The sequence below is a fragment of the Marinobacter oulmenensis genome, from assembly GCF_014201735.1.
Classification (GTDB): Bacteria; Pseudomonadota; Gammaproteobacteria; order Pseudomonadales; family Oleiphilaceae; genus Marinobacter; species Marinobacter oulmenensis.
On sequence record NZ_JACHFE010000004.1, the window covers coordinates 137112 to 160843 of the forward strand.

Annotated in this window: 20 protein-coding genes and 1 tRNA gene; 6 read left to right on the top strand and 15 right to left on the bottom strand. The window is 58.7% G+C overall.

The annotated features are described in order from the left end of the window. The first annotated feature begins 136 nt into the window (after positions 1 to 136). Positions 137 to 1780 (top strand): FMN-binding glutamate synthase family protein, encoded by a 1644-nt coding sequence (locus tag HNR38_RS08970; RefSeq protein WP_183702507.1) that lies wholly within the window; start codon positions 137 to 139, stop codon positions 1778 to 1780. A 112-nt stretch (positions 1781 to 1892) separates the two neighbouring features. Further along, positions 1893 to 1969: transfer RNA gene (locus HNR38_RS08975), tRNA-Pro, on the top strand. A gap of 66 nt (positions 1970 to 2035) precedes the next feature. On the opposite strand, the gene HNR38_RS08980 is transcribed toward HNR38_RS08975, so the two are convergent. Beyond that, the gene (locus HNR38_RS08980; protein ID WP_183702510.1) at positions 2036 to 2818 is read right to left on the bottom strand and encodes a DUF2220 family protein; all 783 of its coding nucleotides are present in this window, start codon (positions 2816 to 2818) and stop codon (positions 2036 to 2038) included. A gap of 197 nt (positions 2819 to 3015) precedes the next feature. Between HNR38_RS08980 and HNR38_RS08985 the strand changes: the two genes are divergently transcribed. Both HNR38_RS08985 and HNR38_RS08990 read left to right on the top strand, forming a co-directional pair. Then, the gene (locus HNR38_RS08985) at positions 3016 to 4005 is read left to right on the top strand and encodes a serine hydrolase domain-containing protein (RefSeq protein ID WP_183702513.1); all 990 of its coding nucleotides are present in this window, start codon (positions 3016 to 3018) and stop codon (positions 4003 to 4005) included. Positions 4006 to 4169: 164 nt separating this feature from the next. Further along, complete coding sequence (locus HNR38_RS08990; protein WP_183702516.1) at positions 4170 to 5357, top strand: MFS transporter; 1188 nt, start codon at positions 4170 to 4172, stop codon at positions 5355 to 5357. Between the two features lie 38 nt (positions 5358 to 5395). Here HNR38_RS08990 and HNR38_RS08995 read toward each other — a convergent pair whose 3' ends face one another. The 3 genes from HNR38_RS08995 to putA form a co-directional block, all read right to left on the bottom strand. Continuing rightward, positions 5396 to 6022: a peroxiredoxin gene (locus HNR38_RS08995; protein ID WP_183702519.1), complete on the bottom strand. Its 627-nt coding sequence runs from the start codon at positions 6020 to 6022 to the stop codon at positions 5396 to 5398. Positions 6023 to 6223: 201 nt separating this feature from the next. Continuing rightward, positions 6224 to 6787 (bottom strand): NADPH-dependent FMN reductase, encoded by a 564-nt coding sequence (locus HNR38_RS09000; RefSeq protein ID WP_183702522.1) that lies wholly within the window; start codon positions 6785 to 6787, stop codon positions 6224 to 6226. 191 nt (positions 6788 to 6978) lie between these two features. Further along, positions 6979 to 10608 carry a bifunctional proline dehydrogenase/L-glutamate gamma-semialdehyde dehydrogenase PutA gene (gene putA / locus HNR38_RS09005; protein WP_183702525.1) on the bottom strand — a complete coding sequence of 1210 codons (3630 nt, stop codon included), beginning with the start codon at positions 10606 to 10608 and terminating at the stop codon, positions 6979 to 6981. 203 nt (positions 10609 to 10811) lie between these two features. Here putA and HNR38_RS09010 point away from each other — a divergent pair, with 203 nt between their 5' ends. Next, a complete protein-coding gene (locus HNR38_RS09010) occupies positions 10812 to 11264 on the top strand; it encodes an Lrp/AsnC family transcriptional regulator (protein ID WP_183702528.1) in 453 nt (150 codons plus the stop codon). A 62-nt stretch (positions 11265 to 11326) separates the two neighbouring features. Here the strand turns inward: HNR38_RS09010 and HNR38_RS09015 are convergent, their stop codons facing one another. After that, positions 11327 to 11968, bottom strand: coding sequence for a Crp/Fnr family transcriptional regulator (locus HNR38_RS09015; RefSeq protein WP_183702531.1), 642 nt, complete (start codon positions 11966 to 11968; stop codon positions 11327 to 11329). A gap of 125 nt (positions 11969 to 12093) precedes the next feature. On the opposite strand from HNR38_RS09015, the gene HNR38_RS09020 reads away from it, so the two are divergent. Further along, on the top strand, positions 12094 to 12285 hold the full coding sequence (locus tag HNR38_RS09020) for a YgaP family membrane protein (protein ID WP_183702533.1): 192 nt from the start codon (positions 12094 to 12096) through the stop codon (positions 12283 to 12285). 81 nt (positions 12286 to 12366) lie between these two features. On the opposite strand, the gene HNR38_RS09025 is transcribed toward HNR38_RS09020, so the two are convergent. The 10 genes from HNR38_RS09025 to HNR38_RS09070 all read right to left on the bottom strand — a co-directional run bounded on the left by HNR38_RS09025 (position 12367) and on the right by HNR38_RS09070 (position 23555). After that, on the bottom strand, positions 12367 to 12732 hold the full coding sequence (locus HNR38_RS09025) for a MerR family transcriptional regulator (RefSeq protein ID WP_183702535.1): 366 nt from the start codon (positions 12730 to 12732) through the stop codon (positions 12367 to 12369). Continuing rightward, on the bottom strand, positions 12713 to 13015 hold the full coding sequence (gene ihfA / locus HNR38_RS09030; RefSeq protein WP_183702540.1) for an integration host factor subunit alpha: 303 nt from the start codon (positions 13013 to 13015) through the stop codon (positions 12713 to 12715). The genes HNR38_RS09025 and ihfA overlap by 20 nt, the downstream gene beginning before the upstream one ends. Before the next feature lie 3 nt (positions 13016 to 13018). Beyond that, positions 13019 to 15391 carry a phenylalanine--tRNA ligase subunit beta gene (gene pheT, locus HNR38_RS09035; protein ID WP_183702543.1) on the bottom strand — a complete coding sequence of 791 codons (2373 nt, stop codon included), beginning with the start codon at positions 15389 to 15391 and terminating at the stop codon, positions 13019 to 13021. 65 nt (positions 15392 to 15456) lie between these two features. Then, on the bottom strand, positions 15457 to 16455 hold the full coding sequence (gene pheS, locus HNR38_RS09040) for a phenylalanine--tRNA ligase subunit alpha (RefSeq protein WP_183702546.1): 999 nt from the start codon (positions 16453 to 16455) through the stop codon (positions 15457 to 15459). A gap of 137 nt (positions 16456 to 16592) precedes the next feature. Beyond that, positions 16593 to 16946 (bottom strand): 50S ribosomal protein L20, encoded by a 354-nt coding sequence (rplT, locus tag HNR38_RS09045; protein WP_183702549.1) that lies wholly within the window; start codon positions 16944 to 16946, stop codon positions 16593 to 16595. A 28-nt stretch (positions 16947 to 16974) separates the two neighbouring features. Then, the gene (gene rpmI / locus HNR38_RS09050; RefSeq protein WP_091702036.1) at positions 16975 to 17166 is read right to left on the bottom strand and encodes a 50S ribosomal protein L35; all 192 of its coding nucleotides are present in this window, start codon (positions 17164 to 17166) and stop codon (positions 16975 to 16977) included. 92 nt (positions 17167 to 17258) lie between these two features. Next, positions 17259 to 17804, bottom strand: a complete 546-nt coding sequence (infC, locus tag HNR38_RS09055; protein WP_183703343.1) for a translation initiation factor IF-3 — start codon at positions 17802 to 17804, stop codon at positions 17259 to 17261. Next, positions 17801 to 19726 carry a threonine--tRNA ligase gene (gene thrS, locus HNR38_RS09060; protein ID WP_183702552.1) on the bottom strand — a complete coding sequence of 642 codons (1926 nt, stop codon included), beginning with the start codon at positions 19724 to 19726 and terminating at the stop codon, positions 17801 to 17803. The genes infC and thrS overlap by 4 nt, the downstream gene beginning before the upstream one ends. 160 nt (positions 19727 to 19886) lie before the next feature. Beyond that, positions 19887 to 22487, bottom strand: a complete 2601-nt coding sequence (locus HNR38_RS09065) for a TRAP transporter permease (RefSeq protein ID WP_183702555.1) — start codon at positions 22485 to 22487, stop codon at positions 19887 to 19889. An 84-nt stretch (positions 22488 to 22571) separates the two neighbouring features. Continuing rightward, a complete protein-coding gene (locus tag HNR38_RS09070) occupies positions 22572 to 23555 on the bottom strand; it encodes a TAXI family TRAP transporter solute-binding subunit (RefSeq protein ID WP_183702558.1) in 984 nt (327 codons plus the stop codon). Between the last annotated feature and the right edge of the window lie 177 nt (positions 23556 to 23732).

Sequence of the window (23732 nt, forward strand, 5' to 3'; positions counted from 1 at the left end):
TCTCAAAAGACAAGATAGCCAAGTTTAGGGAATTGGGAAATTTCCGGAAAATCCGACGGGTGGTCACCTGGCCGGTTCTGGCGGTTATACTGGCGCCCTGACAATATCGAGTACGACCAACGGCACAGGAGTGCACATGGCCAAGACCACCACCGTTCCCCTTCGCTACACTGCCTACGTCATCAGCATTGCCGGGCTGTTAGTGACACTGCCACTCGCCCTCTGGCTTGACGGCTGGTACGCCCTCCCGCTGATCTTTGCCGCCCTTGTTGCGCTGGGCACCTGGGACCTGTTTCAAAGACCGCACACGGTCAGACGTAACTACCCGATCATGGCCAACTTCCGTTATCTGTTCGAAGCCGTCGGGCCGGAAATCCGACAATACTTCATTCAGTCCGACACCGAAGAGCGCCCGTTCTCCCGGGAGCAACGCTCCATTGTTTACCAGCGAGCCAAAGATGTTCTGGACAAGCGCCCTTTCGGCTCACAGCTGCAGATGTATGAAGAAGGTTTTGAATGGATCAACCATTCCCTGGCGCCCACTGATATTCAGGACAGCGACTTCCGAATCGAAATCGGCCGGAACTGTGAAAAACCGTACAAGGCCAGCGTCTTCAACATTTCTGCCATGAGTTTCGGCTCCCTGTCGGCCAATGCCATCCTGTCGCTGAACACCGGAGCCAGAAAAGGTGGCTTCTACCATGATACCGGCGAAGGCTCTATCTCCCGCTACCACCGCCAGCCCGGCGGTGACCTGGTCTGGGAAATCGGCTCCGGCTATTTCGGCTGCCGCAACCCCGATGGCAGTTTCAATCCCGAGCGTTTCCAGGCGAATGCGACCCTCGACCAGGTAAAAATGATAGAGCTCAAACTGTCCCAGGGCGCCAAACCGGGGCATGGGGGGATTCTGCCCGGTGCCAAAGTAACACCGGAAATCGCGGAGGCCCGGGGCGTCGACGCGGGAGAGGACTGCGTCTCCCCGGCCAGCCATTCCGCATTCTCCACGCCGATTGAAATGCTTGAGTTCATTGACCGCCTGCGGGATCTCTCGGGCGGCAAGCCCGTCGGCTTCAAGCTGGCCATCGGCCATCCCTGGGAGTGGTTCGCCATCGTCAAGGCGATGCTGAAAACCGGTCGCAAACCGGACTTCATCGTTGTCGACGGCGGCGAAGGCGGCACCGGGGCCGCCCCCCTGGAATTCATCAACCGCCTGGGCATGCCCATGACCGAAGCGCTGGTACTGGTACACAATACCCTGGTGGGCACGCACCTGCGTGAAGACATCGCCATTGGCGCTGCGGGCAAGATCACCTCCGCTTTCAACATTGCCCGCACCCTGGCCCTCGGCGCGGACTGGTGCAACGCGGCTCGCGGCTACATGTTTGCCCTGGGCTGCATCCAGGCCATGAACTGCCACACCGGCCGATGCCCCAGTGGCGTCGCCACCCAGGATCCGCGCCGGGGCGAGAAGCTCGACGTACCGCTGAAAAGCGAGCGGGTCTACAACTTCCACCGCAACACCCTTGATGCCCTGCAGAACCTGCTGCAGGCCTCCGGGCTGAAACACCCCTCGGAACTGGGCCCGGAACACATCATCCGCCGGGTCTCGAAAACCGAAGTGCACTCCTACATGGACCTGTTCCCGTTCCTGGAACCGGGCGCCCTGCTGGAGGGAAAAACCGGCCTGGACCTTTACGACAAGTACTGGCACGACGCGGAACCCGGCAGCTTCAATCCGCCCGAGTTCATCCTTAACCTGCGGGAGACCAAGCTGCGCTGATTTTCAGCGCAAAAACACCACTGGCCTGTTTATTTTTACGGTGGGCTCGTGTAGACTTCGCTCCCGCTAAGCCACTGAGACAAACCTGTTTTCCCGGTGGTTAGCGAGTTGACGGGGCGTAGCGCAGCTTGGTAGCGCATCTGCATGGGGTGCAGAGGGTCGCAGGTTCAAATCCTGCCGTCCCGACCAATCAGAAAACGAAAAAGCCAATCCTTCGGGGTTGGCTTTTTTGTATCCAGGCATCCAGAACCACCGTCAGTTCGCCAGTAGCACCTCCTGCTCCATAAATTTTCCCGTACTGCGAAAAGCCTTTGCCAGATTAACAAAACCAAGGCTATCAGCGAGGCGCAAAGCAGTTACGTACCGATCCGTGGAATCGGGAACCCTGAGAAAACTCTCCAGCCAGGGGCTCCAATCGTCCGGCTGAACAAAGTGAGCCGACTCACCGAGCCTGGCCGAGATCGTGCTGAACATCTGTAATCCGCCGGCATCGTAATCAAAAGCGCACAGTACTTCCTGGTAACCTGCCAGCCAGTCGAGAACCACCCCCCTGGTGATTCGGTTGCCGGCGCCAAAAACCACATCACAATCAGTCAAATTTAGATGCTGACCAAGCATCCGGCTGACATACGTCAGTGTTTGGACGTACCGATAGAAGTTCTGCTCATTCTCGACAACAAGTACCCGTGATGCTGGCTGAAACCCTATATCCACTGACTCACCAGTGATCACCACTACATCCGGTCGAGGCGAACGGAGCCTTCGATGGTACGCCAGGACAAAGCTCACACCCGTACCCTGGCGGTGGGAGTTCCCCTTCTTGGCTGCGTCCACCCGATCAACCGGTGCCTCAGCGAGATGCAACAAATCAGCAAAGGCGGATTCGTCGTCAATGGTTACAACCCACCGATTGGCGCTAACCTTGCAGGCGGTAAAGATATCCCTCTGCCGGTTCCTGAATCGCTTGGGCAGCCTCTTTAGGAAAGCCTCATAGTTGATGGGCACACCATTCAGAATTTTCCGGAGGTAATTATCCAATGGATGACCGCTCCAACACCTTGGGTACGACTCACAAAGCTCCAACATAGCAGACCGAACGTCAATACTCTCGGTCCCGCGCCTTTCCCGGGACTTGAAGCAACGCCTGCCACCATTGATGATGTGATCAGCGGTGGGGGCTTGCCCTCGTTGGCTCCCCTCCACCCCAGTATTCAAACCGGACAGGTATCGCCCCAATGATGAACCGCCGTTCCTTCACCCGACTGGCCCTTGCCGGCCTGGCTGTTCCGTTTGCGCCCTTCTCGCTAGCACAGCGCGATCTGACCATTGAGCGGGCACTGACGTCATTTGGCCAGTTGCACTCGATCCAGGTTCAGCTCGGTGATCGGACGCTGGCCGCGCAGGCCCCGCGCGGCCCGGGACTGGACGAGCTGGCCTACATCAAGTCCTGCTCCAAGAGTCTGGTCGGGCTATTACTGGGCACCTGCATTGCCAGGGGCGAAATCAATTCCGTCCACAGCCGCCTGGTCGATGTCGCGCCGTCTATTGTGCCCTCTGATGCCACCGACCGGGTAGGCGAACTGACCATGCAGGACCTGGTCACCCTCCAGGCGGGCCTTGAAAGCACGTCCGGCCAACGTTACGGCGCCTGGGTCAACTCATCCAACTGGGTGGCAGACGCACTGACCCGCCCGATGGTTGCCGATCCCGGTGGCCGCATGATCTATTCCACCGGAACGACTCATGTCCTGGGTGCGGCCATTACAGAGGCGTCAGGACTGAGCCTGCTGAAACTGACACGCCAGAGACTGGGCGAACCACTGGGCTTTCGTGTTCCGCCCTGGGTCCGGGATCCACAGGGGTACTATCTCGGAGGCAACGGCATGGCACTGACGCCCCGGGCCATGTTGTCACTGGCGGTCATGATGCGGGACCAGGGTCGTTATGGAGATGAACAGATCATTCCCGAGGATTGGGTAAAAGCCTCCATAGTGCCCCGCGGAGAATCACCCTATTCCGGCATGGGCTATGGTTATGGCTGGTTTATCACCGACAGCGGCTACGTGCTGGCCCGTGGTTACGGAGGTCAGGTGATTGCCGCCCATCCCCAACGCAACCTGGCGGTGGCGATCACCTCCGATCCCGAACGCCCCGCTCGGTCAGCAGGCTATTTCGGCGACCTTATGGCGCTGCTTAACGGTCCGGTGCTGGCGCTGGCAGATTAAGCACTGGCACGCCGGATCACTCGAAAAACGCCAAACCTATAGCATCAGGCAATAAACAGGCAGGTTTATTCTACCGTTTACCCTGCCTGTCGCTTCAATATAGCAATCTTCACATCAGTCCAGACAGACACATTCCATACCGAACCCTGACAGGAGTCGCCCCGTTGAAGCGTTTTGGCAGAACCGGAGCCTTTGTCGCAGCGGCCGTTTCGCTGATTGCCGTCTATGCAGCCTCCGCCACCCCTATTCCCCTGTACGGCCTTTACCGCACGGCGGATGGGCTGACCTATACGGACCTGTCCCTGAGTTCGGTGGTTTACTTCGTCGGTGCCGTGTCGTCGCTGCTGTTCTTCGGGCGCATCTCAGACCATCTGGGCCGGCGGGTCGGCGCCGTCCTCACCATTTCTCTGATGGTGCTCGCCGCCGCATCGTTCATGACCATACACAGCGCTATGCCGCTACTAATCGGCCGCCTGCTTCAGGGGCTTTCGTGCGGCCTGGCGTCAACCGCTCTGGCAGCCTGGGTGGTCGACACCGAGCCAAAACGTCCCGCCTGGGTAGCCCCTGCCATACTCAGCTGCGGCCCCATGACCGGGCTGACCCTGGGTGGGCTCACCTCCGGCACCCTGGTTGAACTGAGCAACCACCCCCGCCTGGTACCGTATCTGGCGATCATGGGGGTACTTGCAGTATGTCTGGCATTGTGTGTTCGGAGTATGGAAACCGTTCCATCCAAGCCCGGCGTACTGTCTTCCCTGAAACCGAGAATCGGCCTGCCGCAGACCGCCCGGCGCGCCTTCCGCCTGGGCGTGTTCACCTTCGTACCCACCTGGGGGATCGGCGGCTTCTACCAGGCTTTCGGGCCGGTCATGGCCATGGAATACCTGAATTCCCCCAGTGCCGTTGCCGCCGCACTTGTATTTGCGTCCACCATGGCTCCCAGCCCCATCGGAGCCTATCTAGCGGGCCGGCTTTCCACCGCCAATGGCCAGCGGGTTGGCATGATTGCGTTTACCCTGTCCGTCACCGGGATCGTGATCACGCTGAGCATGGGCCTGCTGGTGCCGTTCCTGGTCGCCAGTGTCTGTGCCGGGATTTCCCAGGGGGCGGTTCTCAGCAGCAGCATCCAGTCGGTGGTTTCCCGGGTGTCGGCCGAGCAGAGGGCAAACGTGCTGGGGCTGATCTACGCCACCTCCTATACCGGGGCGGCAGTGCCCACACTGATCGCCGGTCAACTGTCCGAGACCTTCAGTCTGGTGCAGATACTTTGCGGCTACGCCACGATGGCCGCCGTGGGCTGCGCGGTGATACTGCTGTTTGTCCGCAACCGGCCGGCACATGGAACGGCATAAAAAACCCCGGCCATGCTGGCCGGGGCGGGAACAACGGATCAGATCCGGGTCATTCTCAGGTAAGGGCGCAGTTCTTCCCATCCATTCGGGAACATACCCTTGGCCTCTTCGTCGGAGATGGATGGCGGGATAATCACATCCCCGCCCTTGCGCCAGTCCGCTGGCAGGGCGCAGCTGTTTTCATCTCCCGTCTGCAGCGCATCGATGGCCCGCAGGATTTCGTCAAAGTTGCGGCCAACCGCCATCGGATAGGTCATGGTCAGTCGCACCTTTTTGTTCGGGTCGATGATGAATACGCTGCGCACCGCCGCGGAATCACTCTCGCCTTCGTGGATCATTTCGTACAGCCCGGCAACCTTGAAATCCGGATCTGCAATGATCGGAAACTGCAGGTCACAGTGCTGTGTATCGTTGACGTCGTCGATCCATTTCAGGTGCTCGTCAACGGAATCCGTGGACAACCCCAACGGCTTCACATTCCGCTTGGCAAACTCCTCGGCCAACTGGGCAGTGCGGCCCATTTCAGTGGTGCAGACCGGGGTAAAGTCCGCGGGATGACTGAAAAAGAACACCCAGGAATCGCCGATCCAGTCATGGAAGCTGATCTCCCCTTTTGTGGTATCGACTTTGAAATCCGGTGCGGTGGAACCAAGTTTGATGGACATGATGCGTCTCCTGCTTTGAATTAAGCCACCACAGGTGGCCTTTGCTGATTGGAGATGCACTACACCATACTTTAGGGAATAACCATATACCCATCTGTAATATCTTTTTTATGCCGACCATAGTCCAGGGCAATCGCCTGAACAAAAAAAGCCCGGACCTTTCGGCCCGGGCTTTTTTGGGGAACGTTCGGAATGCAGCGTTTAACGCATGGCTTTAAGCGCGTCGGCCCACTTGGCCAACTCCTTGAGCGTCCCGTCAGCTGACTCTGTGTGTACACCTTCAGGCTGGAACCGGCCGTTGTCGTCCATCAGATTCCACGGCATCTGAACCATCACCCCCTCGACCATGGGCATCATTTTCAGCGTAGTGACCAACTGCTTGGCCGTCTGGGCCGAACGAAGACCACCGGAGACACCGCCATAACTCACGAACGCACAGGGCTTGTAGTTCCACTCGAAGTAGACATAGTTCAGGGCGTTTACGAACGAGGGCGGTGGGCAGAAATTGTATTCCGGGATCACGAATACGTAGGCATCAGCGCTGTCCACGCTCCGCGACCATGCCTTGGTATGGTCATGCTCGTACTGCTGGGCACGTGGGTGGTTGGCCTCATCGAACACCGGCAGGTGGAAATCCGCCAGGTCGACCAGTTCGGTGTCAAAACCGCCCTGCTCTGTGGCGTAGTCATGAAACCACTGCGCGATGGAAGGGCCGATCCTTCCCGGCCGGGTACTGCAGATAACGGTCTGAAGCTTCAGCGACATGGTCTGGCATCCTCTCTGGCTGTCCTGAACTCTCGCCACAGGGACCCAATGCCCTGTGTTCTGGAAAGTGCATTTACTCTATCCCCAGGCTCACGAAAAAGAAAACGAAGGTTTTCGCAGACTTTGTTCAGTTTTCCTGAACCTGAAAAAAAAAGGGCGCCCGAAGGCGCCCTTTTCAAGCCTGGCCCGCGTTATTCCGCGGAAGCGATCAGGCTCGCATTACCACCGGCGGCGGTGGTGTCGATACACAGATGACGCTCAATCACAAAGCGCTGATCCAGTGTGGCTTCAGTGATGATCGGCAGCAGAGCACCATCCCGCTTGGCCAGGGCCTGACGGTACTGACGCAGCAGGGGCTTTTCAGCCACACTGACTACGGCGGTGAAGCCCGAAAGCGTGGCCAGGGCGTCCGGGTCCAGCACGCCATCGGCAGCAGCGACCGGCAGGCCGGCCTTGCTGGCAGCCGCCAGGGCTTTTTCTGCCCCAGGCGCCATGACAACCACCTGGTTGCCCTGGGACAACGCCGTGCCCGCCTGTTCAAGGGCAGCATCCACATCCGGTCCCAGGCACAGCACCACGCCACGGGCATGGCAGGACAGGTGATTCTGCTCACCGGTCGGTCCGGGCATCGCCTCGTAGCCCTCATCCAGCGGATCAGGCACGGGGCCGAAGTACTGCTCCAGCAACTCCTTGCGATTGCCGGCCTCCGGTGCGGCAATACCGGCCACCTGATCAATCAGTGTCTGTGCCTTGTCGGCACTCAGCACCTGGTCGCTGGACTGGGCCGGCTTCTCGACACGGTCGCCTTTCATGAAGCGGCGCACGTATTGCGGGCCGCCCGCTTTGGGACCGGTGCCCGAGAGCCCCTCACCGCCAAACGGCTGGGAACCGACAATGGCACCGATCTGGTTACGGTTGACGTAGGCATTGCCCACCTTGATACGACTGCAGATGTGCTCGATCCGACGGTCAACACGGCTGTGCAGGCCAAAGGTCAGCCCATAGCCCTTGTTGTTGATGTCGTCGATCACCTTGTCGATGTCCTTCGCCTCAAAGGTGGCGATGTGCAGTACCGGACCGAAGATTTCCTCCTGCATTTCCTCAATGCCGGACACCTTCAGTGCCGCCGGCGAGACAAACAGGCCTTCCCCCGGAACGTCGATTTTCTTCAGCAGTTTGCCCTGCTGTTCGTATTTCTCGCAGTGCTCAGTGATCTTCCGATGCGCCTCCTCATCAATCACCGGGCCAACATCCGTGGACAGCTCCCAGGGATCACCAATGCCCAGCTCTTCCATGGCACCAAACAGCATCTCCAGCAGCCCGTCGGCAATGTCTTTCTGCACGTACAGCATGCGCAGGGCAGAACAGCGCTGGCCGGCACTCTGGAACGAGGAGGCCAACACATCCCGGACCACCTGCTCAGGCAGCGCGGTGGAATCGACAATCATGGCGTTCATGCCGCCGGTTTCCGCCACCAGGGGCGCGTCCGGTTCCATGTTTTCCGCCATGGAACGGTTGATGATCTGGGCGGTATCGGTACCGCCGGTGAAGCAGACGCCGGCCACCCGGGAATCCGAGGTAAGCCTTGCGCCAACGGTGCCGCCGTCACCCGGCAGCAGTTGCATGGCGGCCCTGGGTACGCCCGCTTCGTGCATCAGCTCGGCCGCGCGAACCGCCAGCAGGGAGGTCTGCTCGGCCGGTTTGGCCACCACCGCGTTACCCGCCGCCAGGTTGGCCAGGATCTGTCCGGTAAAGATGGCCAGCGGGAAGTTCCATGGAGAGATACAGCACATCACGCCATAGGCTTCGCCGGCATCCCTGTAGCGGATACCCTCGTTCGCGTAGTACATGGCGAAGTCCACTGCCTCGCGGATCTCGGCAACCGCATCCAGCAGGGACTTGCCCGCCTCACGGGTGGTCAGGGCAAACAACTCGTGGGCGTTGGCTTCATAAAGGTCGCCCACCCGACGAATAATCCGGGCGCGCTCTTCCGCCGGCATGACCGACCACTCCCGGAAACCGTCCTGGGCGGCATCCAGCGCGGCATCCACATCCTTTTCAGAGGCGTGGGTAATGCGCCCCACCAGGTCGTCAGGGTTGGCCGGATTGCGAACTTCAAGGGTCTGGTCACTGACCGAATCCACGGCCATAACGGGGCCGCCCTGCCACTGGTGGTTGCGATAGCGATCGCGGCCCTCGTTGATTTCGGCGATGGTGACCGGGTCGGTAATATCCCAGCCCTTGGAATTACGACGCTGCTCGCCAAAAATCTGCGCCGGCGGCACGATCGCCTTGCTGGACAGGTTATCGCCCAACTCCACCACGGCATTGATGGGATCGCGGGCAATTTCCTCCGGGGTAATGCTGGTATCAACAATCTGATTCACGAAGGAACTGTTGGCTCCGTTCTCCAGAAGGCGACGCACCAGATAGGCCAGCAGATCCTTGTGGGCCCCCACCGGCGCGTAGATCCGGCAGGGCACACCGCTGTCCTCAATCACCTGATCGTGCAGGGATTCACCCATACCATGCAGACGCTGGAACTCGAACTGGGACCGATCCAGATGGGACGCCAGTTCCAGCACCGCCGACACCGAGTGGGCGTTGTGGGTGGCGAACTGCGGATAGATGCGGTCGGTCATGGCCAGCAGCTTGCGGGCGCAGCTGAGGTAGGACACATCACTGCAGACCTTGCGGGTGAATACCGGGAAGTCAGTCAGGCCCATGACCTGGGCGCGCTTGATCTCGGCATCCCAGTAGGCACCTTTTACCAGCCGCACCATCAGGCGACGATCCAGGTTCTCAGCCAGCGCATAGAGCCAGTCCAGGGTCTCAGAGGCACGCTTACCGAAGGCCTGGACCACTACGCCGAAACCGTCCCAGTTGGCGAGCTCCGGATCCTTGAGGATGGCCTCAATCACGTCCAGCGAGATATCCAGGCGATCCTGTTCCTCGGCGTCAATATTGAAGCCCATGTTGGCTGCCGCCGCCTTCTTCGCCAGTTTCAGGGCGCGGGGCATCAGCTCGTTCATTACCCGCTCTTTCTGGCCATACTCGTAACGGGCCAGCAGGGCTGACAGTTTCACCGAGATGCCCGGATTGGTGCGGACATCGCCCTCGCAGCGTTTGGCGATCTTGTCGATGGCCTCGGAATAGGCCTCGAAGTAACGAACGGCATCCGCGTCTGTCCGGGCGGCCTCGCCCAGCATATCGTAGGAATAGGTGTAGCCCCGCTCTTCCTGGGCCTTGCCCCGCTCCTGGGCCTCTTCAATGGTGCGGCCGAGCACGAACTGGCGGCCCATTTCCTTCATGGCCTGGCCAGCGACTGTGCGCACCACCGGTTCGCCCATGCGCTTGACCATCTTGCGCAGGGTATCACCCACGCTCTGGCGCTCGGAGTCCTTGAGCAGGTTGCTGGTCATCAGCAGGGCCACCGTGGCGGAATTGATCAGGCCGGACTTGGCCTTACCGACGTGATCCCCCCAGCTTCCGGAGGTGATCTTGTCTTCAATCAGGTCATGGATTGTCAGGTTATCTGGCACACGAAGAAGCGCTTCGGCCAGACACATGAGGGCGACCCCTTCTTTGGTGGTCAGGCCGTATTCGGCAAGAAACTTTTCCATAATCGTGGGTTTTGCGTTCTCGCGAACGCTGCGGACCAGCTCTGCAGCCGTGGCGGAAATCGCCTTGCGCTTTTCTTCGGACAGCTGGGCCTCGGCAATCAGCCGATGGATGGTGTCATGCTCATCCGCCAGGTAGTTATCACGAATGGCCTGTCGCAGGTCCTGAAGCTCCGGTACCGAAGACGGGTGCAGAGTCATGGGTCTACCCTCCTGATTGTTGGAATATCCGACACATTCTAGCCAAGCCCTCCTATACCTTTTTCCTCTTAACGAGCTATAGGATTACCAATTTTCCTTTATTTTCAGAAAACCAAATATCAATGTGGCTGTGATTTCTATAAAATTGGATAAATTTCCTGAAAAAAAAGAATCAGACCGACTACCCCTAAAGGATAGCAGCCATGGCAGAGCTGGACAGAATTGACCTTTCCATCATCCGGGAACTGCAGAGAAATGCCCGGATCACGGTGACGGACCTGGCGTCCAAAGTGGGCCTGTCCAAAACGCCCTGTCAGGTCCGGATGCGGCGCCTGGAGGAACAGGGCTACATCACCGGCTATACTGCCATGGTCAACCAGACCAAGCTGGGCCTGTCCCACGTTGCGTTCGCGCAGGTAACCCTGAACGACACCAGCAGCAAAGCGCTAACCGCGTTCAATGAAGCCGTTAACCGGATATCCGCAGTTGAACAGTGCCATATGATGGCCGCGAACTTCGATTACCTGCTGAAAATTCGGACACGGAACATGGCAGAATACCGGCAGGTACTGGGTGAACAGATATCGAGCCTGCCCCATGTTCTTCAGACCAGCACCTTCGTGGTCATGGAAAGCGTCAAGGACCGGGGCCTGTAATCCCGCCCCCAGTGATCGTCGGGAGGACCGAGTGCGCATTGTCACCACACCCGACGCACGGCTTACAAGGTGACTGACCGCTCGATCAATCCGGTCAGCTCAATTCGCCCCCGGGCGAGTCGCACGAGATGTCGACGCTCCAACTCCTTGAGCAGGCGGCTGACCACCTCCCGGGCTGTTCCCAGCTCAACCCCCACGTCCTGATGAGTCACAGTCAGTACTCGCTGACCTTTCGCAGCACGGGCCAGAAGCCATTCTTCCAGACGCTCGTCCATGCGCCGGAACGCCACCTCTTCCACCAGCAGCATCAGATCGTCGAGCCGACGGCCGTAGGATTCCATGATGGCTAGCCGGAACCGGGCCGACTGCCCCATCAGTTCATCAAACAGCGGCCGGGGAATCATGGCCGCCTCAGCGTCTTCTTCGACCACGGCTTCCGCCCGGTACCCGCGCCCGGTCATCAGGCAGCCAATCGAGAGCGTGCAGATATCGTCCGCCCCCATGCGGTACAGGACAATACTGTGGCCGGAAACGCCGGTCATCTGAACCTTCACAGTTCCCCTCAGAACCAGAGGCAGCCCCCGACAGTGGTCGCCGGCACTGAACAGCACCTGTCCGGCAGGAAACTGCATGACGCCGATACCGGACAGCGCCTCCTGTTTCAGGCTGTCGCCCAGGGTATCGAAAATACTGTGAGTGGCCATGTTGGTTATCCTGAAAACACCATTACTTGGAATATCTGCCATGGGCTCTGTGACTTTATCACTGAAGCCGCGAATCTGGCGGGTTAAAGTACCACCATACCTTACATGGGAAAGGAGGTTCATCAATGACAGTCAATATGGGTTCAGTGGACAGGGGCATTCGCGCCATCGTGGGGGTTGTGCTGATTGCTCTGGTGTTTGTCGGCCCGCAAACACCCTGGGGCTGGATAGGTGTTATCCCGCTGGTAACAGCGCTGGTTGGCATCTGCCCGGCCTACAGCCTTCTGGGCATCAAGACCTGCAAGAAAGGCCAGTAAACCGGCGTCGTCGGCCAACTGGCACAAAAAAAGCCGGGGTGTTTTCCACCCCGGCTTTTTTTATTTCCACGTCCCCTCACATCACCTGGATGGCGTATTGAGTACTTCCAGGACATCCTCCAGTTCGGTGATCATCTGTCGGATCAGTTGCTTGTACTGGGACGTATCGTCTTTGACTTCGGTACTGCTCAGCTTCTGCTTGGCACCACCAATGGTATAACCCTGGTCATACAGCAGGCTGCGGATCTGGCGGATGGTGATCACGTCCGCCCGCTGGTAGTAGCGGCGGTTTCCGCGGCGTTTGACCGGCGACAACTGGGGAAACTCCTGCTCCCAGTACCGCAACACGTGAGCCTTGACCGCGCACAGATCCGCCACTTCACCGATGGTGAAATAACGCTTACCCGGGATCGCAGGCAGCTCGTTGTTATGACTGGGTTCCAGCATAGGTTTCCACTTTCTGTTTCAGTTTCTGACCGGGCCGGAAGGTCACCACGCGCCGGGCGCTGATGGGGATTTCCTCACCGGTCTTCGGATTCCGCCCGGGACGCTGTTTCTTGTCGCGCAGATCAAAATTGCCAAACCCGGACAGTTTGACCTGTTCGTTATGACTCAGGGCTCCCCGGATCTCGTCGAAGAAAGCTTCCACCATCTCCTTTGCCTCGCGCTTGTTGAGGCCCAATTCCTCATACAGGCGCTCTGCCATGTCCGCTTTCGTCAAAGCCGCCATGTCTCAACTCCTCAGTGTTGCTCCGAGCTCTTCACCCAGGGCGTCGATTACCCCGTTGAATCGTTCATGCACTTCGTCTTCGCCAAGTGTGCGTTCCGGATGCTGCCAGAACAGACTGAGCGCCAGGCTGCGATTGCCCTCACCCAGATTTTCGCCCTCGTAGACATCAAACACACGTAGCGCCGTGAGATGTTCGCCAGCATGCTTGCGCGCTACATGCTCAACCTGCGCGAACGCCACATCGCTCCCGATAATGATAGCCAAATCCCGGCGAACTTCCGGGAATTTCGAAATAGCTTTGAAATTAGGCACATATCCGGTAACGATCGAATTCAAGAATAGCTCAAACATCAGGATCGTGCCATTAAGTTCAAGCTTTTTCTGAACTTGCGGATGCAGAGTGCCCAACCAGCCGACATGCTCGCCATCGCGCATCAGTTCCGCCGTCTGCCCCGGGTGCAGTGCCGGGTGGGCGCTGGCAATGAAATCCACTTCAATACCAAGCAGACGGAACAGGCTTTCCAGTTCCCCTTTTACATCAAAGAAATCCGAGGTTCTGCGACCGTTTACCCAGTTTTCCGGATTCTGATTACCAACAACCACACCTGCCAGCATTGGCTGCTGGTCGATGCCTTCGTTGGTCTGCTCGAAACGCAGGCCGGTCTCGAACAGACGGATACGCGGTTGCTGACGATTCTGGTTGTGGTTCACAGTTTTCAGCAGACCACTCCACAACGACGTGCGCATAACCGACAGGTCCGAGGAAATCGGATTGGCCAGAGCAATGCCCTCATGCTCCGGGTCCACCAGTTCCTGAACCTTCGGGTCCACGAAGCTGTAGGTAATGGCTTCCTGATAACCCTGGCCCACAAAGTAGTTGCAGATCGCTGATACCGGGCGTGTCGCCTCCTCCCGAACGCTCAGTCCAAGCGAACCCACCGGTTCGGTGACCGGCAGATTGTTGTAACCATAGATGCGCCCGACTTCCTCGATCAGGTCCTCTTCAATCGCCAGGTCCGGGCGGAAGCTGGGCACGCCAACCTGCCAGCCATCCTTGTGGAGTTTATCGATGCCCAGACCCAGTCGGGTCAGAATCTCTTCAACGGTCTCCCGGTCGATGTCCAGACCCAGAACGTCATTCAGACGCTGGGCCCGCAACTCGATCACAGGCGCGGTGGGCAGGTGGGCGTCGGAAGCCACCTCAACAATCTCTCCGGGCTCACCGCCGACAATGTCCATCAGCAGCCGTGTGGCACGCTCCATGGTGTCCCGGGCCAGGTTATAGTCCACGCCCCGCTCGAAGCGGTGGGAGGCATCGGTGTGCAAACCGTAGTGCCGGGCCTTGCCGGCCAACCCGATCGGCTCGAAATAGGCCGCTTCCAGAACCAGGTCGCGGGTTTTCTCACTGACCCCGGAATGCTCCCCACCCATCACGCCGGCAATGGCGATGGGCTTGTCGTGATCGGCGATTACCAGCGTATCCTCGGTCAGTTCCACTTCCTGGCCATCCAGCAACACCAGCTTCTCGGCCGATTTTGCCCAGCGCACCAGAATACCACCACTGATTTCGTCACGGTCGAACGCATGCATGGGCTGGCCCTGCTCCAGCATCACGTAGTTGGTCACATCCACGGCCGGATCTATGGAACGGATACCGGACCGGCGCAGGCGCTCCTGCATCCACAGCGGCGTGGCCGCGCTGAGGTTCACATTGCGCAGGATGCGGCCCAGATAGCGGGGGCAGCCTTCCGGCGCCTCTACCCGGATATCCGGCACCTCTGAGTGAACCGCCTCGACCGGCTTAATTGCCGGAGCGGTCACTTTTTCGCTGTTCAGCACGCCTACTTCCCGCGCCAGGCCCTTCAGGGACAGGCAGTCGCTGCGGTTCGGGGTCAGGTCCACATCAATGGTGATGTCGTTGAGCTTCAGGTATTCGGCCATGTCCTGCCCCACCGGCGCATCCTCGGGCAGCTCCATCAGGCCATCGTGATTCTCGGACAGGGCCAGTTCCGATTCCGAACAGAGCATGCCCTGGGACGGCTGACCACGCAGCTTGGCCTTCTTGATTCTGAAATCCCCAGGCAGGACAGCGCCGACCACGGCAAAAGGCACTTTCAGTCCTTCACGGACATTAGGTGCACCGCACACCACCTGCACAGCTTCCCGGCCATCGCTGACCTGACAGACCCGCAGTTTGTCAGCATCCGGGTGTGGTTCCACGGACACCACCTCACCGACCACCACACCACTGAATTCGCCGGCAACGGGTTCAAAGCCGTCCACTTCCAGCCCGGCCATGGTGATCTGGTCCATCAATTCCTGGGAGCCAATGTTCGGGTTTACCCACTCGCGCAGCCACTGTTCACTGAATTTCATGGTTTATGCCTTGTCCTGATGCGGTTTGCCTGTTGATTGATTGCCGTAATGCGTGTTCGGAGTGCTTAACGGAACTGGCGCAAAAAGCGCAGGTCGTTCTCGAAAAACATCCGCAGGTCGTTCACGCCGTAGCGAAGCATCGCCATGCGTTCAACGCCAAGGCCAAAAGCAAAGCCACGGTATTTCTCGGCATCAATCCCGCAGTGTTCAAATACTTTCGGGTGCACCATGCCGCAACCCATAATCTCCAGCCATTTGATGCTGCCGTCGGCCTCCCGGCCCCACTCGATGTCGACTTCCGCGGACGGCTCGGTGAACGGGAAATAGGAAGGGCGGAACCGCACCTTCAGGTCACGCTCGAAAAACACCCGCAGGAACTCCTCGACGGTACTCTTAAGATCCGCGAAGCTGACGTTTTCTTCCACCAGCAGGCCTTCAACCTGGTGGAACATGGGGGTGTGGGTCATGTCGGAGTCACAGCGGTAAACCCGGCCCGGGCAGATCATGCGGAACGGCGGCTTGCCCTTTTCCATGGTACGGATCTGGACCGGTGAGGTGTGGGTGCGCAGCAGGGTACCGGGGTCAAAATAGAAGGTATCGTGCATGGCGCGCGCCGGGTGATGCCCCGGAATATTGAGCGCCTCGAAGTTGTGGTAATCATCTTCGATCTCTGGGCCCTGCTCGACGCTGTAGCCTGCCCGGGAGAAGATATCCTCGATACGCTGGCGGGTACGGGTCACCGGATGCAGACCGCCCAGATCCTGGCCTCGGCCCGGCAGGGTCACGTCAATGGATTCGCTGGCCAGCTTCGCTTCGATGGCCGCTTTCTCCAGATCATCCCGGCGGGCGTTGATGGCCTGCTCTACCTGACCTTTGGCCTCGTTGATTTTCTGGCCTGCAGCGGGGCGCTCCTCGGGCGACAGCTTGCCCAGGGTCTTGGCCTGCTGGGTAATCGTTCCCTTCTTGCCAAGATACTCCACACGAATTTGATCAAGCGCTTGCAGGCTGTCGGCGCTTTCAACCGCCTTGAGCCCTTCCTGAACCAGTTGCTCCAGGTTTTCCATTGACCCTGCTCCAAACCAGAAATGGGGGTGTTAAAACAAAAATAGGGGAAGAGCGTGCCCTTCCCCTATCAGGAGGCGTCACCATGATGCCACGGGACGCCGGATCGATCAGCAATCGATTGAGAGATCTTAAGCGATCACAGGGACGCTTTGGCTTTCTCTACAACAGCAGAAAACGCCTGCTGCTCGTTCATGGCCAGATCGGCCAGAACCTTGCGATCGATTTCAACGTTTGCCTTTTTCAGGCCAGCGATCAGACGGCTGTAAGACAGACCGTTGGCGCGGGCGCCGGCGTTGATCCGGGAGATCCACAGCGCACGGAACGCACGCTTGCGGTTGCGACGGTCACGGTAGGCATACTGACCAGCCTTGATAACCGCCTGCTTGGCAACCCGGAAAACACGGCTGCGGGCACCGTAGTAACCCTTGGCCTGATCCATGATTTTCTTGTGACGACGACGGGCGATTACGCCACGCTTAACACGAGCCATACTTCAATCCTTCTTAACCAGTGAGTGCTTAGTTGGCGATCATACGCTTGATGGAGGCCACATCAGACTTGGCAACCAGCTTGGTGCCACGCAACTGACGCTTACGCTTGGGGCTCTTCTTGGTCAAGATATGACTGGTGAAGGACTGCTTGTGCTTGAAGCCGTTGGCGGTCTTCTTGAACCGCTTGGTGGCTCCGCTTTTGCTTTTCATCTTGGACATTTTTTAAAACTCCGCATTCTATTTTTAAAAACAAATGTGCCCCTGAACGACAAATCCCCCGCCATTGCGGGGGACCCGTCATTGGATCAGGTTCACTTCTTCTTGCGGGGAGCCACAACCATGGTCATCTGGCGGCCTTCCATTTTCGGCCGCTGTTCTACCTGGGCCAGCTCGGCCACATCTTCCTCAACCCGGTTCATGAGCTTCATACCAATTTCCTGGTGTGCCATCTCACGGCCCCGGAAGCGGATAGTGACCTTGCCGCGGTCCCCATTCTCAAGGAAACGTACCAGGTTGCGTAGTTTGACCTGATAATCCCCTTCTTCAGTTCCTGGACGGAACTTGACTTCTTTAACCTGCGTCTGCTTCTGCTTCTTCTTGGCAGCCGCCTTGGCCTTTTTCTCGTCGAAGACCTTCTTGCCGTAGTCCATTATCTTACAGACGATCGGATCGGAATCCGTAACCTGAACCAGGTCAAGAGACGCTTCTTCTGCGTGTTTCAGCGCTTCCTCAATGGGAACGACCCCCACCTGATTGCCTTCGGCGTCAATCAGACGGACTTCAGTTGCGTCAATGTTGCCATTAATAGGCGCTTTGGGCGCACGCCCACCCCGATTCGTTCGCTGTTTGATAGTCAGATCTCCGTTTTGGTTCTGCCTTTTCGTTCGACGTCTTTTGCTAACAGTTGTTCAAACTCGTCGACCGACAGGGTTCCCAGATCTTCGCCCTTGCGAGTCCTTACAGCGACGGCGTTGTTTTCGACTTCTTTGTCGCCAACAACGACCAGATAGGGAACCTTGTTCAAGGTATGCTCGCGGATTTTAAAGCCGATCTTCTCGTTTCTCAAGTCAGCATTTACCCGATAACCGGAAGAATCGAGCTTTTTCGCCAGATTCTGGCAGTATTCGCCCTGTTTATCCGTGATATTGAGCACCGCCACCTGGGTTGGTGCCAGCCAGGACGGGAACGCCCCTTCATACTCCTCAATCAGTATACCAATGAACCGCTCAAAGGAGCCCAGAACCGCCCGGTGCAGCATAACCGGCGTCTTGCGCTCGGAATTGTCGGCGACATACTGGGCGCCCAGGCGACCGGGCATGGAGAAGTCCACCTGCATGGTGCCGCACTGCCAGACCCGTCCCAGGCAGTCTTTCAGAGAGAACTCGATCTTGGGCCCGTAGAAGGCACCTTCACCCGGCAGCAGCTCCCAGTCCACACCTTCCCGATTCAGAGCTTCCTCCAGAGCGGCTTCCGCCTTGTCCCAGACTTCGTCGGAACCCACCCGCTTTTCCGGACGGGTGGACAGTTTGTACAGAATGTCGGTAAAGCCGAAATCCTGGTACACCTCGTGCAGCAGATCGATGAAGGCGGAGACCTCCTCCTGGATGGCATCCTCCTCACAGAAGATATGGGCGTCATCCTGGGTGAAGCCACGCACCCGCATCAGCCCGTGCAGCGCACCGGAAGCCTCGTTGCGGTGGCAGGAGCCAAACTCCGCCAGTCGCAGCGGCAAATCCTTGTAGCTCTTCAGGCCCTGGTTGAACACCTGCACGTGACAGGGACAGTTCATCGGTTTGATGGCGTAATCGTGCTTCTCGGACTCGGTGGTGAACATGTCGTCCTGGAACTTGTCCCAGTGCCCGGACTGCTCCCACAGGGTACGGGACACCACCTGCGGTGTTTTGATCTCGCGGTAGCCATGCTTGTGCAGTATGCCCCGCATGTACTGCTCGATCTCCTGGTACAGTGACCAGCCATCCGGGTGCCAGAACACCATGCCCGGCGCTTCTTCCTGCATATGGAACAGGTTCAGCTTCTTGCCGATCTTGCGGTGATCCCGTTTCTCGGCTTCTTCCAGGCGATGCAGATAGGCCTTGAGGTCCTTCTTGTTACCCCAGGCTGTGCCATAGATACGCTGCAGCTGTTCATTGCTGGTGTCCCCACGCCAGTATGCGCCGGCCACTTTGGTCAGTTTGAAGGCCTTGAGCTTGCCGGTACTGGGCACGTGCGGGCCGCGGCACAGGTCGATGAAGTCACCCTGGCGGTAAAAGGACAGATCCTCATCGCCCGGGATGTCCTCGATGATCCGGACCTTGTATTCCTCGCCCATGTCCTCGAACAGTTTGATGGCATCCTCACGGGACATGACAGAGCGGGACACCGGAATGTCCTGCTTGGCCAGTTCCTCCATGCGCTTCTCAATCTTGGCCATGTCTTCGTTGGTGAACGGCCGCTCATACTTGAAGTCGTAGTAGAAGCCGTTATCAATGACCGGTCCAATCGTAACCTGGGCTTCCGGGAACAGCTCCTGCACGGCCATGGCCATCAGGTGCGCGGTGGAGTGGCGAATAACATCCACGCCCTCGTCGTCACGGTCGGTGATGATGGCGAGATCAACGTCCTTTTCAATGCGGTAGCTGGTGTCAACCAGTTGACCATTGACCTTGCCGGCCAGGGCGGCCTTGGCCAGACCAGCGCCGATATCGGCGGCAACGTCATGAACGGTAACGGCTTCGGAAAAACTGCGATGGCTGCCATCCGGCAGGGTTACGACGGGCATGGATAAACTCCTCATGGAACGTTCAGCGGTGATCTATACCAGAGATCACATGGTGGCCGGGCACCGCGATACAAACCGCGATCCGGTGTGAGGGCGAGTCTAACAGAAAAAAACCCGGCAGCAACGCCGGGTTTTATAGGCACTTGGCGAAACGCCGCCCTCAGGCAGGCGACGTTTCGAGCTGCTCCCGGGCTCGTCGTCGCAACTGGCCATAAGCCAGAGCAGCAAGCAGAAGCAGTGCCGGGATAAACATCAGCTCCTTGGGCGGACGGTCCTGTGGCACCAGAACCGTATCGATGGTCCAGCCAAAGCTGATGCCGGCCTGCTCGGCAATGCTGCCGAAGTCGACAAAATCGACCACCATCCTGTCCCCCTGGGGCGACATTTCCAGACCCGACTGGGCAACGCGCTGTTCCGGCGTTTCACCGGCTGGAAGATCCAGGCGCAGGTACTTGGATACCTCATCACCATCAATCGACATGCCCGATGCCTGTACCACAATCGCACCATCCGCCGGAATATCCTCCACGTACTGGAACAACTCCGAGGCCGGACGATCCTGGGTTGGCGGGTACACCATGTCCCACCAGAAACCAGGCCGGAACATGGTAAAGGTGATCAGCAGCAGGAATACGGTTTCCCACCAGCGGGTCCGGGTAAACCAGTAGCCCTGGGTCGCCGCCGAGAACACCAGCATGGCCGTCACCGCACTGAACACCGTCACCAGCAGGTCAAACCAGCCGGTCAGGCCGATAAGCAGCAACTGGGTGTTGAAGATGAACATGAACGGCAGGATGGCCGTGCGGATATCGTAGGTGAAACCCTGCACGCCCGTTCGTATCGGATCGCCCCCGGATATGGCCGCGGCGGCATAGGCCGCCAGCCCCACCGGTGGCGTATCATCCGCCAGGATGCCGAAGTAGAACACGAACAGGTGCACCGCAATCAGCGGTACAATCAGGCCATTCTCCGCGCCCAGATTCACGATCACCGGCGCCATCAGCGTGGAAACCACAATGTAGTTCGCCGTGGTTGGCAGCCCCATACCGAGAATCAGGCTGATAAGCGCCGTAAACAGCAACATCAGCAGCAGATTGCCGCCGGACAGGAATTCCACGAACTGGGTCATCACCAGACCGATACCGGTGAGCGTTACCGTGCCCACGACAATGCCGGCGGTTGCCGTCGCAACGCCGATGCCGACCATATTGCGGGCGCCGGTGGCCAGTGAGTGGAACAGGTCAACCACCCCACCCTTGAGCTCGGATGCCAGATGGCCGTGCTTGCGGAAAAACGCTTTCAGCGGGCGCTGGGTGATCACGATAAAGATCATGAACAACGTCGCCCAGAAAGCCGACAGTTGCGGCGAGAACCGCTCGACCGTCAGACACCAGACCAGCACCACCACAGGCAACAGGAAATACAGACCGGTCTTGACCGTGGGGCCCACTTCCGGCAACTGATCCATCTCGCTGTCGGCGTTATCCTCCTCCAGCTCGGGGAACCGGGTCGCGTAGCCCACCAAAGCCACGTAGGCGGCGATCAGCAATGGCGTCAGCACCCAGGGAGCCGCGCTTCCGAGCGCGCCCTTGAGCCAGCCGACACCGTAGTAGACAGCCAGAGTCAGCACACACAGTCCAAGCAGGACAACCACCCAGTTCAGCATACGCTGAGCCAGGGTCGGCCGATTGAGCCGTTCAATGCCTTTCATGTTCAGCTTGCAGGCTTCCAGGTGCACGATATAGATCAGCGCCACGTAGGAAATCATCGCCGGCAGGATCGCGTGCTTGATCACTTCCAGATAGGAAATACCCACGTATTCCACCATCAGGAACGCCGCCGCGCCCATGATGGGTGGCGTCAGCTGGCCATTGGTGGAAGCGGCGACTTCAACCGCACCGGCCTTGGTGGCCGGAAAGCCCACCCGCTTCATCAGCGGAATGGTGAAGGTACCGGTGGTAACCACGTTGGCAATCGAGGAGCCCGAGACCACACCGCTAAGGCCACTGGACACAACGGCCGCCTTGGCCGGACCACCCCGCATATGCCCCAGCATGGCGTAGGCCACCTGGATGAAGTAGTTGCCGGCCCCGGCTCGCTCAAGCAGCGCACCGAACAGCACAAACAGGAAGACGAAACTGGTCGAAACCCCGAGAGCAACCCCGAAGACGCCCTCAGTACCCAGCCATTGGTGTGACGCCAGTTTGTTCAGGCTGGTGCCCTTGTGCGAAATCACATCGGGCATGTAAGGCCCGGCCAGGGAATAGGTGATAAACACCGCGGCCACAATGGTCAGGGGCAGCCCCAGCGCCCGCCGGGTGGCTTCCAGCAACAGCACCAGCCCGCACAGGGCCACCCAAAGATCCATGGTGATGGGCGCACCCGGTCGCTGGGCGAGCTGGTCATAGAACACATAGAGATAGGAGGCCGTGAATGCCGCCGCCAACGCCAGTATCCAGTCATACAACGGAACCTTGTCGGCATGAACACCCTTGATCATGGGGAAGGCGGAATAGGCCAGGAAAACCGCAAACGCGAGGTGAATGGAGCGCGCCTCGGTGGAATTGAAGATGCCGAAATCCAGAATGAACGGCAGAGGCGATGCAATCCAGATCTGAAACAGCGACCAACAAACGGGGACGATAAACAGGATGACAGACGCAGGTCCGGTCAGCGCCCGACCTCCGGTTTCCGTCTGCAGTAGCTCCTGGACCTTCGATGGGTCCACGCCTGCATCGGCGCCGGATTCATTCTTCGCCATAGACTGTACCTGTAGTAAAAAACTCTCTTACCAGAACCAAAGGAGCGGGCAATTCTGCCCGCTCCTGCTCCTCAACGCGACCGATCAGTCGATCAGGCCGGCTTCACGATAGTACTTGGCCGCACCCGGGTGCAGCGGAGCACTCAGGGCGTCAGAGACCATTTCTTCTTTTTTCAGGTTGGCGAAGGCCGGGTGCAGGCGCTTGAAGCTGTCGAAGTTCTCGAACACAGCCTTGACCACCTGGTACACCACATCTTCCGGGACGTCAGTGGAGGTCACGAAGGTTGCGGCCACACCGAAGGTGGTGGTGTCTTCATCAGTGCCACGGTACATGCCGCCCGGGATAACCGCTTCACGGTAGTACGGGTTTTCTTTGATCAGGGTCTCGGTGGCGTCGTTGTCCACATTCACGATCACGCTGTCACAGGAAGTGGTGGCTTCCTTGATGGCGCCGGACGGGTGACCAACGGTGTAGAAGAAGGCGTCGATATTGCCATCGCACAGGGCCTGGGACTGCTCAGCCGCCTTGATTTCGGCCGCCAGGGCAAACTTGTCCATGGTCCAGCCCATTTCGTCCATCAGTACCTCGGCGGTGGCGCGCTGGCCAGAGCCCGGGTTACCCACGGACACACGCTTGCCTTCGAGATCCTCGAAGTTCTTGATGCCGGAGCTCTTGCTGGCTACTACTGTGAACGGTTCCGGATGCAGGGAGAAGACCGCCCGCAGGTCCTCGTTGGCGCCGTCGTCTTCAAACTGGCTGGTGCCATTATAGGCATGGTACTGCCAGTCGGACTGGGCCACGGCCAGGTCCAACTCGCCCTGACGGATGGCATTCAGGTTGTAGACAGAGCCACCGGTACTTTCAACGGAACAGCGGATGCCGTGCTCCTTGCGGTCCATGTTCACCAGACGACAGATGGCACCACCAGCCGGATAGTAAACACCGGTTACGCCACCGGTACCGATGGTGACAAATTGCTGCTCCTGGGCGGAAACCGCAGACGACGCTGCACCCAGGCTGACAGCGGCGGCAACGGCAAAGGCGGATGCTTTGAGTTTCAGTGTCATGTGTGCTCTTCCTCTTTATCGTGATCATTATCGTTGAATGCCCGGACGCAGTGTCCGACAAACATCCGGTTCGTCTTAGAACATAGAACACTTACCGGCATAAATAAAGCCGGGATCGGTTCGCTAAACGGCTGAGATGCCAACAAAAAAAGCCCGCGTTCTGCGGGCTTTTCCGGG

What these genes read in the sequence shown, in the direction of transcription:
- HNR38_RS08970 (WP_183702507.1), top strand. Translation starts at nt 137, where the DNA reads ATGGCCAAGACCACCACCGTTCCCCTTCGCTACACTGCCTACGTCATC.
- HNR38_RS08985 (WP_183702513.1), top strand. Translation starts at nt 3,016, where the DNA reads ATGATGAACCGCCGTTCCTTCACCCGACTGGCCCTTGCCGGCCTGGCT.
- HNR38_RS08995 (WP_183702519.1), bottom strand. Translation starts at nt 6,022, where the DNA reads ATGTCCATCAAACTTGGTTCCACCGCACCGGATTTCAAAGTCGATACC.
- HNR38_RS09000 (WP_183702522.1), bottom strand. Translation starts at nt 6,787, where the DNA reads ATGTCGCTGAAGCTTCAGACCGTTATCTGCAGTACCCGGCCGGGAAGG.
- putA (WP_183702525.1), bottom strand. Translation starts at nt 10,608, where the DNA reads ATGACTCTGCACCCGTCTTCGGTACCGGAGCTTCAGGACCTGCGACAG.
- HNR38_RS09010 (WP_183702528.1), top strand. Translation starts at nt 10,812, where the DNA reads ATGGCAGAGCTGGACAGAATTGACCTTTCCATCATCCGGGAACTGCAG.
- HNR38_RS09015 (WP_183702531.1), bottom strand. Translation starts at nt 11,968, where the DNA reads ATGGCCACTCACAGTATTTTCGATACCCTGGGCGACAGCCTGAAACAG.
- HNR38_RS09020 (WP_183702533.1), top strand. Translation starts at nt 12,094, where the DNA reads ATGACAGTCAATATGGGTTCAGTGGACAGGGGCATTCGCGCCATCGTG.
- HNR38_RS09025 (WP_183702535.1), bottom strand. Translation starts at nt 12,732, where the DNA reads ATGCTGGAACCCAGTCATAACAACGAGCTGCCTGCGATCCCGGGTAAG.
- ihfA (WP_183702540.1), bottom strand. Translation starts at nt 13,015, where the DNA reads ATGGCGGCTTTGACGAAAGCGGACATGGCAGAGCGCCTGTATGAGGAA.
- pheT (WP_183702543.1), bottom strand. Translation starts at nt 15,391, where the DNA reads ATGAAATTCAGTGAACAGTGGCTGCGCGAGTGGGTAAACCCGAACATT.
- pheS (WP_183702546.1), bottom strand. Translation starts at nt 16,455, where the DNA reads ATGGAAAACCTGGAGCAACTGGTTCAGGAAGGGCTCAAGGCGGTTGAA.
- rplT (WP_183702549.1), bottom strand. Translation starts at nt 16,946, where the DNA reads ATGGCTCGTGTTAAGCGTGGCGTAATCGCCCGTCGTCGTCACAAGAAA.
- rpmI (WP_091702036.1), bottom strand. Translation starts at nt 17,166, where the DNA reads ATGTCCAAGATGAAAAGCAAAAGCGGAGCCACCAAGCGGTTCAAGAAG.
- thrS (WP_183702552.1), bottom strand. Translation starts at nt 19,726, where the DNA reads ATGCCCGTCGTAACCCTGCCGGATGGCAGCCATCGCAGTTTTTCCGAA.
- HNR38_RS09065 (WP_183702555.1), bottom strand. Translation starts at nt 22,487, where the DNA reads ATGGCGAAGAATGAATCCGGCGCCGATGCAGGCGTGGACCCATCGAAG.
- HNR38_RS09070 (WP_183702558.1), bottom strand. Translation starts at nt 23,555, where the DNA reads ATGACACTGAAACTCAAAGCATCCGCCTTTGCCGTTGCCGCCGCTGTC.